This window comes from Alteromonas sp. ABH4_452 (genome assembly GCF_056311825.1).
In genome coordinates this window covers 3,423,402-3,441,453 of record NZ_CM149973.1, presented here as the reverse complement: position 1 = coordinate 3,441,453, position 18,052 = coordinate 3,423,402, and the positions used below count along the sequence as shown (strand labels likewise).

Sequence of the window (18,052 nt, the reverse complement as noted above, 5' to 3'; positions counted from 1 at the left end):
TTTCGGTAGAAAGGCCAACGATGATTTGTTAGCTTTTGCGATAGCTAACTTTAAACAGCAGGCTATAAAGCACGGGCACAGCGATAAGCGTAAGTACCGTGGCGAACGCCAAGCCGCCCATAATCGTCACAGCCATGTCAGCAAAGAAGGCGTCGAATAGCAGCGGTGCCATACCTAGTATGGTAGTAACTGCCGCCAATGACACAGGACGTACGCGGCTTATTGTGGCATCGACTATCGCTTGTCGAATGGCCAACCCTTCTTCTATCTGAAGGTCAATTTCTTCAATAAGCACTATGGCATTCTTAATAAGCATTCCAAACAAGCTTAAGAAGCCGAGTAGTGACATAAAGCCAAAGGGCATATCTGTACCTAATAAACCAGAGACTACACCAACAATGGCCATAGGTACTACAAGCCAGATAATCAGCGGCTGACGAGCATGACCGAATAGCAATACTGAGATAATAAACATGACTAGGAAGCCAGCAGGCAAGCCCGCGCCCAGCGCTTTTTGTGCATCGCTAGAGCTTTCAAATTCGCCGCCCCATTCTAATGAATATCCAGCTGGAAGTTCTATGTCTTCAATAAGTGGGCGGATTCTCGCTAACGCTTTGGCTGCAGTTTCATCGTCACCCGGCTCAGCTTCTACCGTAATGGTGCGAACGCGGTCGCGACGGTGAATACGCATTTCTTCGGTCATTAACTCCAAGCCTTGCGATACCTGAGTGAAAGGCACATATTGGCGCTGTTGCGTAGACCATACTTGTGATTCACGTATTGATTGAAGCTCGGTATCTTCAGCCTTACCCATCTTTGCAATAATGTTGTAAGCATAATCACCGTCTTGCACCGTACCTAGCTGAACGCCGCTACTTGCATACTGTATGGTCTGGCTAAAGTCACTATGCGATACGCCAGCAATACCTGCGTTGTAGTTGTCAAACTGCGTGTTGATGGCAAAGCCTTTTTCACGCCAGTTATGGCGTACGTCTTTTACTTGTCCGTCAGCAAAAAGCAGTGCTTTGGCTTTATCCGCCAGTTCGCGAAGTATTTCAGTATCTGGGCCTGAAAAACGGGCCTCAAGTTTTGCACCAGAGCCGGGGCCAAACTGCATGCGCTCCATATAGAAATTGGCGTCGAAATCTAAGTCAGTAAGCTTGTTTCTAAGCTTCTCTTGAATGGCTGGGATGTTATCCAGTTCATTCGCCCGAACCATGAAAAAAGCATAGTTTTCGTTAGCGCTTTTAGGTGCATAAGTGAGGGTAAAGCGATCTGCGCCCTGGCCAATAAAGGTAGTTACAGCCGTCACGTTTTCCATTGCTAAAATGCGTGATTCAGCTTCTTTGGCAATGACTTCAGTGGCTCTTATGTCTCTGTCTTGTGGGCCCCAATAATGTACAAAGAATAGCGGGGCATTTGATGGTGGGAAGAAACCTTGTTTTACCATACCAAAGCTTCCATAAGCCACGATAGTAATAACAAATAATGCACCAATAGTTACCCAACGAAGTTTAAGTGCGCCTAACAACGTGCGCTTGAACCAGCGCTGCGATGCTGAGAGTTCGTTGCCTGCAGTCTGACCCATACCTTTTCGGTAGAAATACGCGCCGAGAACAGGCACTAAAGTTACTGCTAATACCCAGCTGATCATTAGTGAAACTAAGACTACGGCAAATAACGAGTAAAGAAACTCGCCTGTGGCATCGTTTGAAAGACCTATGCCGGAAAACGCCGCAATACCAATAACGGTTGCGCCCAGTAGCGGCCACTGAGTACGTTTAACAATAAAGCTTGCTGATTCTTTAGCGGTTGAGCCAGTGGCCATGCGAAGCATCATACCTTCAGCAACCACAATAGCGTTATCTACTAGCATACCCATGGCGATAACCATAGCACCTAGCGAAATTCGCTGAAGCTGAATATCCATGAGCCACATCACAAGAATAGTACCTAGCACGGTAACAAGAAGGACTGAACCAACGACTACACCTGAGCGCCACCCCATAAATAAGCATAAGGTTAAAGTAACAACGGCTACCGACATCACTAGGTTATTAATAAAACCTGTTACAGATTCATCGACCACAGAAGCTTGGTCGTATATGGGCGTAAGCGTAATACCAACAGGTAGCTCTTGAAGCAGCTTCTCCACTTTTGCGTTAACGCGCTCGCCTACGTCAACAATATTTACATCAGTCAAGGCTGAGACAGAAAGTGTTAACGCTTCTTCGCCATTGTAGCGCACATGAACAGGTTGTATGTCCGCGGGCTCTAATTTCAATGTAGCAATATCGGCTACTCTAAGTGAACGGTTAGTGCCCGGCACTACCACAGAAAGGTTTGAGATTTCTTCAAGCCTATCTGGTGCGCGCTCTACAATTAAACGTACGTTTTTCTCGTCTACTTTAATACGGCCGCCGTTAAAGGGCCGTAAGTTATCTTCAAAAAGAGCGGCGAGATCAGGAAAGGAAATGCCTAAGCCTGCTAGTTGGTAGGGGTTTATATACGCCACAATTTGTTCTTTTTGAACGCCTGTCACATTAACCTTAGCTACGCCCTCTGTAGTAAGCAGGTCGCGGCGTATAATGCGTGCAAACTCGCGAAGTTCTCGTGTATCAAAATCCGGCGCGCTTAGCGCGTAATACAGGCCGTATACATCGCCAAAATCGTCGAACACTATGGGGGCTTGTGCGCCGGTGGGTAGTGAACTGTCAGTGTCCCGAAGGCGCTTTCTTAATTCATCCCATATCTGTGGCAAGAGGTTACTGTCGTAAGTACTCTTAACTTCAACGGTAATTTCAGATAGGCCCGGTGAGGAAACTGACGTCACTTCTTTTAACTGCGGCATTTGCTGAATGGCAATTTCCAAGCGTTCAGTGACTTCACGTTCTACTTTTTCAGCACTGGCTCCAGGATAGTTTGTGTATACCTTTACTTGTTTGATGGTAAACGCAGGGTCTTCCAAGCGACCAATTTTGCTCATAGCCAAAATGCCGCCTAAAAGCAGGATGACTACCATTAGCCAAATGTTGACGGGCTTATCAATTGAATAGCGTGCGATATCCATAAATTACTTCTCTCCTTGGTAAGGAAGCACTTTCATGTCTGCACGCATTTGTGTTGCTCCAGCAGCAACTACTTGCTGGCCAAGTGTGATTTCGCTTTGGCTATTACTCTCGATAATTGCTAGCTCATTTTCAATATGCTTAACGTCAACAGGTGTTTTTGTCACCGAACTCGTTTCGTCGTTATATACCCATACCGCAAATCCTGAGCTTTTGTTACCAACAAGGGATTTTACTGGCACAACAAAGCCTTCAGGATACATGCTACCTTGTAAGCTTACTTTAACCACAGCGCGGGCGCCGGGTGTAAGCGGGAGTTCTTCACGAGGCTCCATAGCAAATACCACTTCATAAGTTTGCGAAACGGGGTCGGGTTGCGTGGAGTGCTCTACATAATTTACGGGATACCACTGACTGCGATTGGTGGCTAACGTGGCGCTTGCCTGTTTGATACCACGACCGATATTGGCGGTTAGCAAACGCTCGGGTACATTAATGTTGAAGTAAATTTTAGAAACATCCTGCAGGCGAGCAATGGGGGTGCCTGCAGCAACAAAGCTGTTGTTTTCAACAAGACGTTGAGACACTTTGGCATCAAAAGGGGCATAAAGTTGTGTGTAGCTTAAGTCCTGCTCGGCATTTTTTAGGTCAATAACCGCCAGTTCGTATGATGTTTTAGCGGTATCTAGAGCGCTTTGCGCTAGCAATTTTTGTGCGAACATCTTTTCAATTCTATCTAGTTCACGTTTTGCTTGGTCTAGACGTGTCTTCGACTCTTCAACACGACGCTCAAACGGTTTACGGTCGATAGTGGCCAGTAACTTTCCTTTCTCAATGTCGCTACCTGTCACCAAATCAGTTTGAATAAGGCGACCAGACACTTCAAAGCTTAAATCTACAGTCTTAACCGCAGAAACAACGGCAGGGAAGGTGAATTCGTCAAAGTCGGGAATGCTGCTTACCGTAGCAAGCTTCACGTAGCGAGGAGTTGCGCTTGATTGTTGTTCAGCGGACTCTTTTTGAGAACATGCAGTCAGGGTTGAAACCGATAAAACGCTTAAAAATAGAATGTGAGAAAATCGCATTATGGACATAGGTGTGTGTAATCCATTGTCAGGGTAAATAAAGTATAGACATGAGAACGTCAAGTAATAATGCTTCAGCACAAGAGCTAATAAGCAGTTATTACCTAAAGTAAACTGGTGAGTGCATTTTAGTGCGATCGCATTGAAAAGTAAACTGTTCGGTGTAAAATGCTAAGCTAGCGAGCTCGCGAAATGACGGGCAAAGCATAGGGGATTTATTTTGAGACTTTCAACATGGTAGGCAATACAAGAACGCGTAGTGATATAAAACGCGAAGCCATCATTCAGGCGGCTACACAGGCGTTCCAAGAGTTTGGCGTAAACGGCACCAGTATGGATAAGCTGGCTGAATTGGCGAACGTGTCAAAGCGCACTGTGTATAACCACTTTTCTACTAAGGAAGAGTTGGTGATGCACTTGGTTACCAAGCAATTTGAAGACGCCAAACTAAGTATAACGGTGGAATACGACTCGTCTCGTGATTTATCCGAACAGCTATGTGAGTTAATTCTTCAAGACATAGAATTTACCGTTACTGAAGAACATTTAGATATTGCAAGGGTTGCAATAGGGCACTTTTTTTATGACCCTGACAAGCTGAAAGACGAAGTTGCTCAATTAAAAGCGCAAGAGACAGCTTTGCATCGCTGGTTAAAAGCCGCGAAAGCAGATAATAAAATAGAGTTTGATGATCTAAGTCGAGTTGTCGATGAAATTGAGAGCCTTGTAAAAGGTCAGTGCTTTTGGCCACAGCTTTTTAAAATTGAAGATACCCTGAGCGGTAATGACAAAAAAAATGTAGCGAAGAATACAGTCGCGCTAATCCTAAGCCGTTATGCTACGGCATAGCGGCTAGTTTCTATTTTAAACTAAGTAAAATTAGCTCGGGCTCTGAATACGAACTTAATACATTACCCGAGTGTGTCTCCAATCTATTACCTGCCCATTTTAATATCTGTACAACTGACTTCCGTTACAGCGTAATACTCAATCAGACCATACCTCAAAAGCGTCATATCACTATCCTTTTACGTGCGCAGTATCCCATTATTTCAACGCCCCCTTTAAATGGCGTCATCAGTACATCAGGCTCGAGAGATTTTATGTCAGTCATTTAGTTGGCTAGATAAACAACTTTGAATAAGCGTTAGAAGGACAACCTGTTTTTGCAACACAGCAGCTGCTCTTAGATTTAAATACTGGAAGGTAGTGAAGCTCAAATAGCAGCTTAAAAATGCCGAACCGTAAACTACACGAAGCGGGCTTTTAACATTTCTCAGAATTAACTTTTTCTTAAACATTTTGAGACAAAAAACGATAGCTTTTAGTTCTTGTGTTCTAAAAGTGTTCTGTTTAGCGCTTTTTTATACTAAAGATTAAGAAAATTTATAAAGAGTTTTTAAATTTTGATGTATTTGCTCTCGTCATTTTGACATTTTTTCTATATTATCCAGACCACAAATAGCAACTATTATTATTTGCAATTGCAAAACGAATGAAAAGTTAAGCGGTTCGGAAACGCTAGCGACTTAAAAAAGTATTGCCGAATAATAAGGTTCTTGGTTGCCAACAAACACACAACACTTTGAAGAACACTTGGAGAGTAATTTTGAAATTCAAACTTACGAGTATTGCCACTGCGATAATGTTAAGCCCAGCTGTACTTGCTGCTGATATGGAAGACATTGAAAGGCTGACGGTAGAAGGTAAATACCTTTCGGTTAACCAGTCTAACTCTATCAAGAGCCCTACGCCTATCATCGACGTGCCGCAAAGCTTGTCAATTATAACCGCTGAAGAAATTACGGCTCGCGGTATTACTAGCGTTGGTCAAATTATTGATTACACGCCAGGTGTTAATACTTCTCAAGGTGAAGGTCACCGTGATGCAGTGGTATTTCGTGGCGTACGTTCAACAGCCGACTTCTACCTAGATGGTAATCGCGACGACGTTCAATACTACCGTGCGCTATACAACGTTGAACAAGTAGAAATTCTTCGTGGACCGAATGCATTGCTATTCGGCCGAGGCGGTACAGGCGGTATTTTAAATCGTGTATCTAAAAAGGCGAAAACGGGCGAAAAATTCGTAAACTATAACGTTTCTGCTAATACCTTTGGTGCTTACAATCTTCAATTAGACACAAACGTTGATACAGGCGAGAAATCTGCACTTCGTATCAACGCTATGTACGAAAGCTTAGATAATCATCGTGACTTCTACTATGGCGATCGCTATGGCTTTAACCCAACTGCACGCTTTGAAGTTAGCGACGATACCATTGTTGATGTGTCATACGAATATATCGATCATGAGCGCTTCATTGACCGTGGTGTGCCAACGGCAAACGGCGAACCTGTAGAAGCATTTGAAGAAATCGTATTTGGTGACCCAGAAAATAACTACCAAACTCTAGGTGCCGACGTATTTCGCGCAAACGTTGAACACACGTTTTCTGACAGCTTAAAAGGTAACTTCAACGCCTTTTACGGTGACTACGACAAAGTTTACTCAAACTTTTACGCAGCGGCTTATGACGCCGACGCTGAAGTGGTAACCCTTGACGGTTATGTAGATACTACGCAGCGTGAAAACCTTATTTTGTCTTCAAACTTAGTAGGCGAGTTCGCTACGGGCGGCATTGAGCATACGGTTATCTTTGGTGGTGAGGTTATTAATACCAAGTCGAATCAAGACCGCTATAACCCTGTTTTTGATTCTACAGATGGCGATAGAGAAGCGTTTAATGTATCTCGCCCACTTAGTTTCAGAGGCCTAACTGGTACCAACTCAGTTGGCGAAACAGTTACGGCGACATTCTCTGATGTAAACGACGATACACACGTAGACCTTGATGTTTACTCGTTCTACGTGCAAGACGAAATTGCACTATCAGAAAACTTCGACCTAGTGCTAGGCGCACGTTTTGATAGCTTCGATATTGAAGTGTTTAACGTTGTTGCAGCAGAAACACGCAGCAGAAAAGACGAAGAAGTTTCACCACGTGCGGGCCTTGTTTACAAGCCTCAAGAGAATATCTCAATTTATGCGAGCTACAGCGAGTCGTTTCTACCACGCAGTGGCGAGCAGTATGCGAATATCAACGGTGATGCAGACGCGCTTGACCCAGATACTTTCACTAACCAAGAAATTGGTATTAAGTGGGACTTCAGTGACAGTATGAGCTTTACGGCTGCTATCTTTGAAAATGAGCAAACGTCACTTGATAACGACCCTAACGATGCAGAGAGCTTCGTGGAAGTTGATTCAGATGTATCTGGTTTTGAGCTTCAGTTGCAAGGCTATATCACTGACAAGTGGTACGCTACTGCTAACTACAGTAACCTAGACGGCGAGAATGCAAGCGGTGTGGAGCTTCGTGAGCTACCTGAAAACACCATGTCGGTATGGACAACTTATGAAGTGAACGAAGTATTTGGCTTCGGCATTGGCGCAACATACCAAGACGAAAGCAAGGTATCGACAAGTGCTACGTCACCTGTACTGCCAAGCTATACCCGTGTTGATGCATCAGCGTACTACACACTTAGCGACAAGACACGTCTTCAGCTAAACGTAGAAAACTTAACTGATACGCTTTACTTCCCTAATGCACACTCTACGCATCAGGTTACAGTTGGCGCACCAATTAACGCGCGTTTATCTTTGATTGGTTCTTTCTAAGTAAAACTGAAAGATTATCCATAGAATTTGAAAGCCATTCGTGAAAGCGAATGGCTTTTTTATTTTGCAGAAAAGTTGTTCCAAGCGCCCTTGGTGTTATAAGCGTATTTGCAGCTAATATTGTTGTACCTTCATACTGACTAAGTCAGCAAGTCAGCAAGTCAGCAAGTCAGCAAGTCAGCAAGTCAGCAAGTCAGTAAGTCAGCAAGTCAGCGTTAAGCCTGTTTTGCGAAGTCGATAAGTGTCTGACCATCCATGCGATAGCCTAGCCATTCACTCTTTGGTTTAGCGCCAAGGGACTCATAAAAATCGATAGCAGGCTTATTCCAATCTAAAACACTCCACTCAAAACGGCCACAGTCGTTTTCTACCGCTGTTTTTGCTAAATGTTGCAGCAGCGCTTTACCCGCACCTAAGCCTCGAGATTTCGGTGAAACATAAAGATCTTCAAGATAAAGTCCGTTGCGACCTTGCCAAGTGGAATAATTAAAGAAGTACACGGCAAAGCCAATAGGGGCATCGTTATTCTCGCAAATAACGCAATGAGCAGTGGCACCTTCGCCAAATAGTGTTTTTAGAAGCGCTTCTTCAGAGGCCTCTACTTCATGCTCGGCTTTTTCATAAATGGCAAGTTCCAGGATGAACTGGCGAATTTGTGAAATATCGCTAGGCGTTGCTGGTCTTATTGAAATTGCATTGTTCATAGTGTTTTCCTTTCAATAGGCTTGAAAAAAAATGAGCCTCGAAGGCTCATTTTTAAAAGTTGAGTGCGTTTCTAACACTAACTAGTGAACGGCTATATAGTGAGGCTATCCACTAGTCGGTTGTTAGTTAACTGCTAGTCAAGTGGGCCCGCAGGCTGAGGTGTATGTGCTTGATTCGCGCTATTACTTTCGACTTCGCTACTAGACTTTCTACGTAATACTTTTCTTTTTATGAACGAGAAAGGACCACGCAAATCTAGCAGTATCAAGTACAAACAAGGTACCAAAATGAGTGTTACTAAAGTCGCGTAAAGCACCGCAAAACCAAGCGCGGCCGCCATAGGTACCACAAATGCCGCTTGCAGGCTGGTTTCAAACATAATTGGCAGTACGCCCACAAACGTCGTGATTGAGGTTAACGTAATTGCCCTAAAGCGCGCGGTACCGGCCTCAGTTACTGCTTCTTTAATACTGTAGCCTTGTGCACGGCGCTGGTTAACAAAGTCCGTCATAACTAGCGAGTCGTTGATAACAACCCCAGCTGCTGCAATAAGGCCAAAGTTAGACATCATAGATAGGTCTAAGCCTAGTACAAAGTGGCCGAACACTGCACCTGTAAAGCTAAATGGAATAACCGACATAATGATAAGCGGTTGCCCATAACTTTTTAGCGGAACAGCTAAAAGGATATACACCATGATCATGGCCGCTAAGAAGAAGAGTATTTGCTCGTTTTGTTGTGCTTGCTGCTCTTCAATATCACCGCCAAGCTCAGTCATCACCGATGGGAACGACTCTTTAAGTTGAGGCAGTAGCTTGTCCTGAATTTCAGTAACGACCTCATTAGGTTCAACTTTTTCTTCATCAATGTTGCCCCAGATATAAACGCTGCGGTAACCACCTTCTCGGCGAATGTAGCTAATACCTGGCTTCTCTTCTAATGCAACCACGTCACCAAGCATGACTTCTTGACCGTTAGGCGTTTTGATTAAAGAGTACTTCAAGTCAGCAAAACGTTCGCGGGTAAGTTCAGGATAGCGAACCATGACCCTAACTTCTTCACCGTTGCGAATAACACGCTGTGCTTCACCGCCGTAAAAGCCTGCACCAACCTGCGAGGCGATATTAGAAAGAGTAAGTCCTAAATCGTAGGCAACGGGAAGTAACGTCATTTGCACTTCTTTGCTCGGCGGGTCAATAGTTGAGCTTACGTCAAACAGGCCTTCTTGCTGCTGCAGCATTTCAATGAACTTAAGGCCAGCCGCGTTTAAGGTGTTAATGTCTGGGCCAAATAGTAGATACCCAAATTCACCGTCGTCACCATCACCGTTTACATCATCAACCACAGTAAAAGACTTCATCCCGGAAATTTCGGGAATGGCTTCGCGCCAGCGTCGAGCAAGCTCGAAAGTGTCGATAGGGCGGTCTTCTTCATTAACCAGTGGCGTAAGAATGCGCCCTTCATTGCTGTCTTCGTTAAAGGCGAGCCGATCGCGAATCATGCCTTGCCCAAACTCATCAATGATTTGTTCTTCAACATCTAGAATGGTTTGCTCAACAATTTTAAGTGCATTGATGGTTGCAAGATCAGAGACGTTTTCGTTCATCTCTATTTTTACGCTAGGAAAGTCGTGTGGCACTTTAGGGTTTGGCACCATGCGCACATAGTTCGCGCCAATCAGGCCCATGCTCAACATTAGCATAGCCACGAACATCATAAGTACTGCCCAGCGCCACTCAATCGCTTTTGTAACTGTACGCTTGTATGGACCATTCACGAACGCAAAGAATCCTCGGTTAAAGCGTGCACGCCAGCTGTCCTGTCGCACCGGAGAGAACTTAGTGTGGGCTAAATGCGCGGGTAAGATTAATTTTGACTCAATTAAACTAAACGCCAAACACAAAATAACTACTACAGCGATGTTATAGAAAAATGCACCTTCAGGGCCGCTGCTTAGTGTAAATGGAGCAAATACCGCGATAGTAGTTAATACACCGAAGGTAGCAGGGGTTGCCACGCGTTTAGCGCCGCGAACCACGTTATCTACGCCGCCGCCCTTGCTTTCAATTTCGGTGTAAGCACTTTCCCCAATAACAATGGCGTCGTCAACCACAATGCCCAGCACCATGATGAACGCAAAGAGCGAAAGAATATTAATACTTACGCCGAAAACTGGCATTAACATCATGGCGCCTAAGAAACATACCGGCAGACCGACCATAACCCACAGTGCCAAACGAAAGCGCAAGAAAAGGGTAAGCATAAACGCGACGAGTACAGACCCTTGAACAAGGTTTGACAGCATCATGTCTAAACGCGCGTTAAGGTAGTAGGTCATATCCACTAAAACTTCCAAGCTGACACCCTGAGGAAGGGTCTCATTTCTCTGGTCGATATAGGCTTTTACAGTCTCAGCTACAGGAATAGTGTTTTGGGTTTTAGTAGCTTTTACGGCAATATAAATGGCGTTCATGCCGTTGTACTTAAAGTAGCGTTCGCCTTCGACAAACCCGTCATTAATATAGGCAACATCACCTAGGGTAACTTTAGCGCCACCTGAGCCAATTTTAATGGGGATTTGTTTGAACTCGTCGCCGCTGTAGTATTGATTTTCAACGCGAACTGACACTATGCCAGAATTAGTTCTAAGCTGGCCTGCAGAGATATTCGCTGAATAACTATTAATAGCCTGCGTCACATCGGCAATAGTTAAGCCGTACTTTCTTAGCGTATCGGGCTTTATTTCGATAGCAATTTCATCATCGGGTGTATTGGCTTCCACCAAAGATATAGAGCCAAGTTGAAGTAGTTCATCTTCAACTTCTTTTGCCAGTACTTTAAGCTCGGATAAAGGTAAGTCGCCAACAATGGGCATTTCTATCACTTGCTGCTGGAACTCTACTTGCGAAACGTTTACTGGCTCCATGCCAGCTGGAAAGGTTGCAATGCTGTCTACGCGAAGTTTGACCTTGTCTAGAACATCAGTAAGCTCAGCTTTAGTATCAATTTCTAAGGTGACTGCGCCGCCACCACGAAATGCTCTAGATACAGTACGCTTGATTTCAGTGATGTCTTTCACCGCTTCTTCTACTTTGATGAAGATACTTTCTTCAATTTCTTGTGGAGAAGCGCCAGGGTAGTTGGCTTCAACGGTAATGTAATTAATCTCGATGTTAGGAAACATCTGCCGCTGAATAGTAAAGTAGCTGGCAATACCCATTACAATAATGAAAAACATTAAAAGGTTGGCCGCTACAGAGTTTCTTGCAAACCAAGAAATAATGCCGCTTTGTGTATCCTTGTGATTTTCCATGACAGCTCCTTAGTTAGCTTGTGCTGTCACGATTTCAGCCGTGGTCTCAATAACTTTTACCGGCATGCCGTTTTGCGGGTATTCAGGCAAACTCATTACTACCTTTTTTGCATTGAAGTCACCCTGAATGAGGAAGTCGCCATTTTCTTCACGGACAACCTCAACCTTATGAGATTTCAATCGGTCTTCATCGTCAAGGGTCCACAGCATGCGATTGGTTACCAACTCCTGTGGTACACGGTATACGTCACTTAACGTTTTACCTTCAAAAGCTATCGTGCTGTACGAACCAAATTTAACGATAGGTTTAGATGAGTTAATTGCATAGGGGTCTTCAATGCGTGCCACGAAATAACTCATGCGCGTGGTGTTGTCTACGACGCCAGTATCTCGGTGAATGGTGCCTTTTACCGTAGCGCCCTGAATGTCATCGACTTCGATGGCAATTTCACTTCCTATTGTACTATCTGAAAGAAAAACGCGGTCGAACCCGGCAATAGGGAAAGTGACTTCGGCATACTCTATGTTATTAAGGACTGCGACAGGTGAACCCTGAGTCACATAGTCACCTGTGCTGATGTCTCTTGAGACAATAAGCGCATCGTATGGGGCTTTTACTTTACAGTTATCTAAATCGCGCTTTGCTATTTTTAGTTGAGCTTCTGCAGATTTAAGCGCTGCCTTTGCGCTCATTACTTGTGGTTTGCGAAGGTACAAATCGGTAACCCGTGCATTAGGCATTGTTTTCGCTTCCTTTGCCGCCACATCTGCTTGCGCTTCTTCTTGAATTAACTGAGCTTGTGCACTAGCTAAGTTTGCTTCTGCCAATAGAAGTGCAGCTTCATATGCATCAGCTTCTATTTCAAAAAGGACTTCACCACGTCGTATTAGACCGCCGCTTACAAATTTCGGGTTCCAACTCTCAACCTCCCCAGATACTTGCGCAGCAAGATTTGTGGTTTCAAGAGGCATGATTTCGCCATAGGAAGTGAGTTGTACGCGCACATCCTCTGGCGATAACGCTTCAATAGTGACGGTAGGGCGAGTATCAACTTCCTCTGTTATAGCGTTGTCGGAAGCAGAAGCTTCGATTCCTTTCATACCTAAATAGCCTACTAGTAAGACACCAATAGGTAATGCAACTTTCATCCATTTCATGGCTAAATCTACTTTTATAGCGAATACTTTACATAGTGTAGCGCTAAAGTGTTTCAGGAATACAGCGCAAATGTAACGAAACATGAGTCAATTTTGTGTAAAGGACACAAAATTATTGATTACTGTACTTTTAAAGAGGATGAGCCAGATAGAGGTGACGAGCTTATAAATGAAGAGGCGCATACACGATTGCGCCCATTATCTTTTGCGAAATAGAGCGCTTTATCTGCACGGCGTATAGCACTTGAAACATCGGTATCAGCGCTGACCTCACTCACGCCAAAGCTACTCGTTACATGTATTTTTTTACCATTTATATCTAATGGGGCTTTACTGAGTAATTCTTTAATACTTTCTAATGCCTGCACCGCACCGGTCTCATTGGTATCGGCAAAGATAAACATAAATTCTTCACCTCCCCACCGCGCGAGAATATCTTGCCCGCGAAGCCGAGAGCTAAATAACTTAGCGATTTGCCTAAGCACCTCGTCACCTTTTTCGTGACCGAGGGTATCGTTTATACTTTTAAATCTATCTACATCGGCAATGGCAACAGAGAAGGGACGTTTACTGCGCAGCATTCTTGCGTATTCTCTATCTAGACACTGCTGAGCACCACGTCGATTTAGCAAATTTGTTAAATGGTCGTGTTTCGCTTGTCTCTCAAATTGTTCACTGAGATAGAGTGCGGTGTCGTAACTTTTCTGTCTGCTATATTCGTAAAAAGCAGATAGAAAAGAAACGGTTAGAAAAGAGTAGAGTAGGCGAGTTTTAAACGCATAGGTGTAGTTAGCAACGAAGGCTGCATCGTTAAATCCGAATAGGAGAATTGCGCAGGTAATCGTAAAGGCGATGAGCGCCAGTAGCCCGCGAACAAATCCGGCAAAAAACATGGTCACAGGCGGAACGAGGTAAATCCAAAGTGGGCCAGTGTTATCCTTACCACCCGTGATAATCAACAGTAATGTTAATACCATCAGGCAGCTGATCAGCAGCGTGATTGACCAGGTGCGAGCGCGAGGTGAAGAAAAGCGTACTTGTAACTGCTGCGAGACAGCAAAAACAACACTCGCAATAAACAGCGTTGTAGAGAGTGGATATTCAGCGTCGATAAAAGCACGAGTACCCAGCAAAAACGTAATAGACATACCAACGGCGGCAAACAGGTTAACCACAATAATGCGCCTGTTAGTTTCGTCTTTTTGGTGGCTTTTTACGCCACTGAAGACGTATTGCTTAAACCGACTGAGCATAATTAGCTTTGTTGGTTAATCGTTATGTTAATATCTTGAGCCAGCTTTTTAATCGCTGACCTCATGGCTTTTATGCTAGATGCAAAGCCATCATTGCTAAGCGGAGCCTTGAACCTAAATGAGTGGATACTGGCTTCTTCTGAAGCGCGCGTAATTGCGTATTGTCCAGAAAGTATTACTTCACCTTCATATGTACTGACAAAGTCATTGAGATATAAAGATAAGTGCGGTGTTTCTTCACTTGCATAATGGTCGGGGCGAACAAGCGCTACATTACTCGAACCTAGAGCACTAGCGAGCGCTTTAGTCAGTCCTTCATCTACAGGCTCAGCCCATAAGTGGCTCGTAGAAATGTGAAGATTAGTGTCACTTGTTTGATACACCAATCCTCTATGCTTTAGATACTCTGGCAATGTTACTTTATCTAAAACGATACTTTGTTTCGCGACGCGTTCTAAAACAGGTTCCCCGTTCGTTGCGTGAAGTAAGTAATAAGTCAGTGTATTAGGAGCGCTACTGCATGCAGATAAAAAAGAAAAAACTGCAGCTAAAATAATGCTTTTTAGCGATTTATTATCCTTGTTGAAAGAAAAAGTCTTAACCTGCGTTATCATATAATTTAATCCTTTCTTCCCTGTTCACGGGTACGCTGCCTCGAGTATCGGGTAGGTTTTGCGATCTTTCCAAAAATAAAGTTTAGGGTATATGCCCAATTAGTCGAATTGAGGCATATCTCATCTGTTTACAGACTCATACACCTTTATTCGTTTACATTCATTTGTATTCATTTTTTGCGCCAAAATGAATAATTTATGTACAGTGATTTTTATTGAACAGAATTTTAAATAGCTACTTCATTTTTTTGCCTTGGGCTGAATATCTGCCTCAATATCCTTGGAAAATATTAAGCTGTTCGGAGACTGATTTAATTTCAAAAGCAAAGGCTGAATATTACGCATGGTTTCTTGCAAGGCATCAACGGTTTCTTTAATTTCAGATTGATTAAAGCCACCCTCACTGTAATTCTTCAGTAGGCTATCAAGGCTCACAAGAACCTGATTAAGGTTACTGTTGAGGGCTTTTGCATCAATGTCGGCGATAAGTAAATCGAAGTCATCACTTGCTGTTTCTACTGATTCTGCCGCTAGACGCATATCTTCAACGGCCAACTGTACGTTCTCAACCATTTCTTTAAGGGGGAGCTGATTTATTTTATCTAGGATCGCATCAGCTTTTTGCGTTAACTGAGTAAACTCGTTACTTACGGTAGGAATTACCTCATAACCGTTAATGACGGCGATCTCGTTGCCGGCGTCGGCATCAGGAATATGCTGTAAATCTACGTAGAGACCACCGGTCAAAACATTGCCCATTCGAAGTGAGGCTCTAAGATCTCGGTGCAACCAGTTTCTGATGGTTTGCTTTATGGCACTCAGTCCTTCTTCTGTATCAGGTTGTCGCGCTTTACCCGGGTAGATGTTGATGAGCACCGGAATAGGGTAGTCCCTTTCTAGAATGTTTCCTTCAACCGCAGGGAAGGAGTTGATTGCAGTGACGTTACCAATCTCAATGCCTCGGTATTCAACGGGCGCGCCGACGGTGAGCCCTCGTACACTTTCATCGATAAGTAACAGGTATTCAGCGGCTACTTTATAACGGGCATCTGAGGCAGAAGTACTGTCGCCGTAAATAGTGAAAAAGGCGTTGTCTAATACCTGTTCACCCTTTGGTACGCCTTCAGGAATGCCAAAGGTAATGCCATTGGCTAATAAGGTTTCTAAGCTTCCGGTTTCTACACTGACCCCATTTGATTCAAGTAGAAGTTTTACGCCACTGACGTCCCAAAAGCGGGTCGTGTTAGTAATTAGCTTGTGATAGGGCGCTTCAATGAAGGCATCGTAATACACTACACGTTCTTCAATATTGAATGTGGCATCTTCAAACTCACCCACTTTAAAGCCCTTGTAAATGATAGGGTCGCCAGGTTTATAAGCAAATTCGTCGTCGCTTTTTAGCATAACGTGAAGGCCAGGAGTACCGGGCGGCGTAACAGGTGGGCGCTCAAGCGCAGTGAAATGCAGTTGTTCTTTGCCTTTGTCGTCAGCAGACATGGCAATGTAACTACCAGATAAAAGGGTATTGAGCCCAGATACTTCCGAAAAACTAATACGCGGGGCTACCACCCAAAACTTTGCATTTTCGTTGAGCAGATGGGTCGCACTGGCATCAATTCTTGCCGTAACAAGCACACCGTTTAAATCGGGTTTCAGTGTTATTTTCTTAACCTGACCAATGTCTAAGTCACGCACTTTTATTGGGGTTTTGTTTACTTCAATTCCGGTAGCTGATTGCAGTTCAATAGTGATAAGTGGGCCCTGGTTTTTCCATTGGTAATAAACCATCCAGCCACCAATGACAATCACAAGAATTGGAATAATCCAAATGCGAGAGACCGATGAAGTGGGCTTAACTTTTGCCTCGTTAATGTTGGGATCGTTTGTGGTCATGGTAATTGTTTCCACTGCTGCCAAATAAGCCTCGAATCAAATGTCATCGCGGCTATCATTGTTACAAATACTACGGCGCAAAAGGCGAGTGCCGCTTGGCCCGGATAAATCGACATAGTGTTTCCCATCTGTATAAGAGACACCAGTACTGCTACAACAAAAACGTCTATCATCGACCAGCGACCTATCGCTTCGGTAATGCGGTAGTAACGTATACGTAATTGTTTTGAAGTGGTTTTCTCTCGCTGTACGGAAAAATTAAGCCAAGCAAGAATTAATATTTTCGCAACCGGAACAACCACACTGGCAATTAAGATGATTATCGCAACCGGATACGAGCCAGATTCCCAAAGTGAAATAACACCGCCAATAATGGTATTTGGTGTTTCTTGACCAAAGAATTCAGTATACATAATTGGCAGCATATTAGCAGGAATATATAAAATACAAGCGGTTAACAATAATGCCCATGTGCGCTGAATACTCACTTGCGCTTGTTTTTCGCATAGGGGTTTGGGTTGAGGGGGTTGGCCTTGTGACATCCATAAGGCAAAGCTTGTCGTGTCGAATTGATATATACAAAGGACAGTAAATGCTGAAAAGCCGACAAACGCATAAAACGACAGCCCTATAGATACGTCGGCTAACTCTGTAATCTTGATAAGACTTACCAAGGTGCCCACCAGAAATATTTCAGCCATGCTCCATGGCAAAAGCGCTTTAACCAGCTTATATAGTCTACCCAAGTAAAAGGGGCGGCGGTTTTGAATTTGCGCTAATGAAAGCAATAACAGGCCAGCAAGGACCATTCCGGGTAGCAAAAGCGTGGCTAAACTAGTTATTATCGCAAGAGATAAGTAATCATTTTCAATGAGCACGGTAATGCCCGTTGGCAGGTCGATACTGTGCTTTTGCCCGCTCGCTTTAAATGTCAAAAAGTTAAAGGGTAACGAGAGCAATAAAAAAATAAGCGCGCTGAAAGCATAAGCGAGTAATTTTTCGCTGGCACCGACGCGATACGAAACTAACGTGTGGCTGCAAACAGGACAAACTGCTCTTTGTCTGTGCGCTAGCGCCGGTATGTGAACCTTAGTATGGCATTGCTCACAAACTATAGATAACGTATTAGATTCAGCCATAAAGTTTTATTGCGCCACTTTTTACACACTGGATGTATGATAGAGAGCAGCCTAATGAAATAACTCGTTGTTTTTTGAATTCAACAGAATAGCGTATTGCGGCCACATCGGGAAGTAAAGTCATTCGTGCTTAGAAACA

Annotated in this window: 11 protein-coding genes; 2 read left to right on the top strand and 9 right to left on the bottom strand. The window is 43.9% G+C overall.

The genetic code is table 11. The features are described from left to right. Window positions 1-28: 28 nt before the first annotated feature. Window positions 29-3,070, bottom strand: a complete 3,042-nt coding sequence (locus ACYX4N_RS14770; protein WP_476054556.1) for an efflux RND transporter permease subunit — start codon at window positions 3,068-3,070, stop codon at window positions 29-31. Between the two features lie 3 nt (window positions 3,071-3,073). Continuing rightward, window positions 3,074-4,162, bottom strand: coding sequence for an efflux RND transporter periplasmic adaptor subunit (locus ACYX4N_RS14765; RefSeq protein ID WP_476054555.1), 1,089 nt, complete (start codon window positions 4,160-4,162; stop codon window positions 3,074-3,076). Between the two features lie 225 nt (window positions 4,163-4,387). On the opposite strand from ACYX4N_RS14765, the gene ACYX4N_RS14760 reads away from it, so the two are divergent. After that, on the top strand, window positions 4,388-5,002 hold the full coding sequence (locus tag ACYX4N_RS14760) for a TetR/AcrR family transcriptional regulator (protein WP_474835146.1): 615 nt from the start codon (window positions 4,388-4,390) through the stop codon (window positions 5,000-5,002). A 760-nt stretch (window positions 5,003-5,762) separates the two neighbouring features. After that, a complete protein-coding gene (locus ACYX4N_RS14755) occupies window positions 5,763-7,838 on the top strand; it encodes a TonB-dependent receptor (protein WP_476054554.1) in 2,076 nt (691 codons plus the stop codon). Between the two features lie 215 nt (window positions 7,839-8,053). On the opposite strand, the gene ACYX4N_RS14750 is transcribed toward ACYX4N_RS14755, so the two are convergent. The 7 genes from ACYX4N_RS14750 to ACYX4N_RS14720 all read right to left on the bottom strand — a co-directional run bounded on the left by ACYX4N_RS14750 (window position 8,054) and on the right by ACYX4N_RS14720 (window position 17,913). Continuing rightward, entirely contained in the window at window positions 8,054-8,542 is a 489-nt protein-coding gene (locus tag ACYX4N_RS14750) for an N-acetyltransferase family protein (protein WP_474854393.1), read from the bottom strand. 134 nt (window positions 8,543-8,676) lie between these two features. Next, on the bottom strand, window positions 8,677-11,856 hold the full coding sequence (locus ACYX4N_RS14745) for an efflux RND transporter permease subunit (protein WP_476054553.1): 3,180 nt from the start codon (window positions 11,854-11,856) through the stop codon (window positions 8,677-8,679). 9 nt (window positions 11,857-11,865) lie between these two features. Next, window positions 11,866-13,014: an efflux RND transporter periplasmic adaptor subunit gene (locus tag ACYX4N_RS14740; protein ID WP_476054552.1), complete on the bottom strand. Its 1,149-nt coding sequence runs from the start codon at window positions 13,012-13,014 to the stop codon at window positions 11,866-11,868. Window positions 13,015-13,133: 119 nt separating this feature from the next. Continuing rightward, entirely contained in the window at window positions 13,134-14,267 is a 1,134-nt protein-coding gene (locus ACYX4N_RS14735) for a GGDEF domain-containing protein (RefSeq protein WP_476054551.1), read from the bottom strand. A gap of 2 nt (window positions 14,268-14,269) precedes the next feature. Beyond that, complete coding sequence (locus ACYX4N_RS14730; RefSeq protein WP_476054550.1) at window positions 14,270-14,881, bottom strand: PqiC family protein; 612 nt, start codon at window positions 14,879-14,881, stop codon at window positions 14,270-14,272. A 240-nt stretch (window positions 14,882-15,121) separates the two neighbouring features. Further along, window positions 15,122-16,774, bottom strand: coding sequence for an intermembrane transport protein PqiB (gene pqiB / locus ACYX4N_RS14725; RefSeq protein WP_476054549.1), 1,653 nt, complete (start codon window positions 16,772-16,774; stop codon window positions 15,122-15,124). Next, on the bottom strand, window positions 16,771-17,913 hold the full coding sequence (locus ACYX4N_RS14720; RefSeq protein WP_476054548.1) for a paraquat-inducible protein A: 1,143 nt from the start codon (window positions 17,911-17,913) through the stop codon (window positions 16,771-16,773). The genes pqiB and ACYX4N_RS14720 overlap by 4 nt, the downstream gene beginning before the upstream one ends. Window positions 17,914-18,052 lie beyond the last annotated feature (139 nt).

What these genes read in the sequence shown, in the direction of transcription:
- ACYX4N_RS14770 (WP_476054556.1), bottom strand. Translation starts at nt 3,070, where the DNA reads ATGGATATCGCACGCTATTCAATTGATAAGCCCGTCAACATTTGGCTA.
- ACYX4N_RS14765 (WP_476054555.1), bottom strand. Translation starts at nt 4,162, where the DNA reads ATGTCCATAATGCGATTTTCTCACATTCTATTTTTAAGCGTTTTATCG.
- ACYX4N_RS14760 (WP_474835146.1), top strand. Translation starts at nt 4,388, where the DNA reads ATGGTAGGCAATACAAGAACGCGTAGTGATATAAAACGCGAAGCCATC.
- ACYX4N_RS14750 (WP_474854393.1), bottom strand. Translation starts at nt 8,542, where the DNA reads ATGAACAATGCAATTTCAATAAGACCAGCAACGCCTAGCGATATTTCA.
- ACYX4N_RS14745 (WP_476054553.1), bottom strand. Translation starts at nt 11,856, where the DNA reads ATGGAAAATCACAAGGATACACAAAGCGGCATTATTTCTTGGTTTGCA.
- ACYX4N_RS14740 (WP_476054552.1), bottom strand. Translation starts at nt 13,014, where the DNA reads ATGAAATGGATGAAAGTTGCATTACCTATTGGTGTCTTACTAGTAGGC.
- ACYX4N_RS14735 (WP_476054551.1), bottom strand. Translation starts at nt 14,267, where the DNA reads ATGCTCAGTCGGTTTAAGCAATACGTCTTCAGTGGCGTAAAAAGCCAC.
- ACYX4N_RS14730 (WP_476054550.1), bottom strand. Translation starts at nt 14,881, where the DNA reads ATGATAACGCAGGTTAAGACTTTTTCTTTCAACAAGGATAATAAATCG.
- pqiB (WP_476054549.1), bottom strand. Translation starts at nt 16,774, where the DNA reads ATGACCACAAACGATCCCAACATTAACGAGGCAAAAGTTAAGCCCACT.
- ACYX4N_RS14720 (WP_476054548.1), bottom strand. Translation starts at nt 17,913, where the DNA reads ATGGCTGAATCTAATACGTTATCTATAGTTTGTGAGCAATGCCATACT.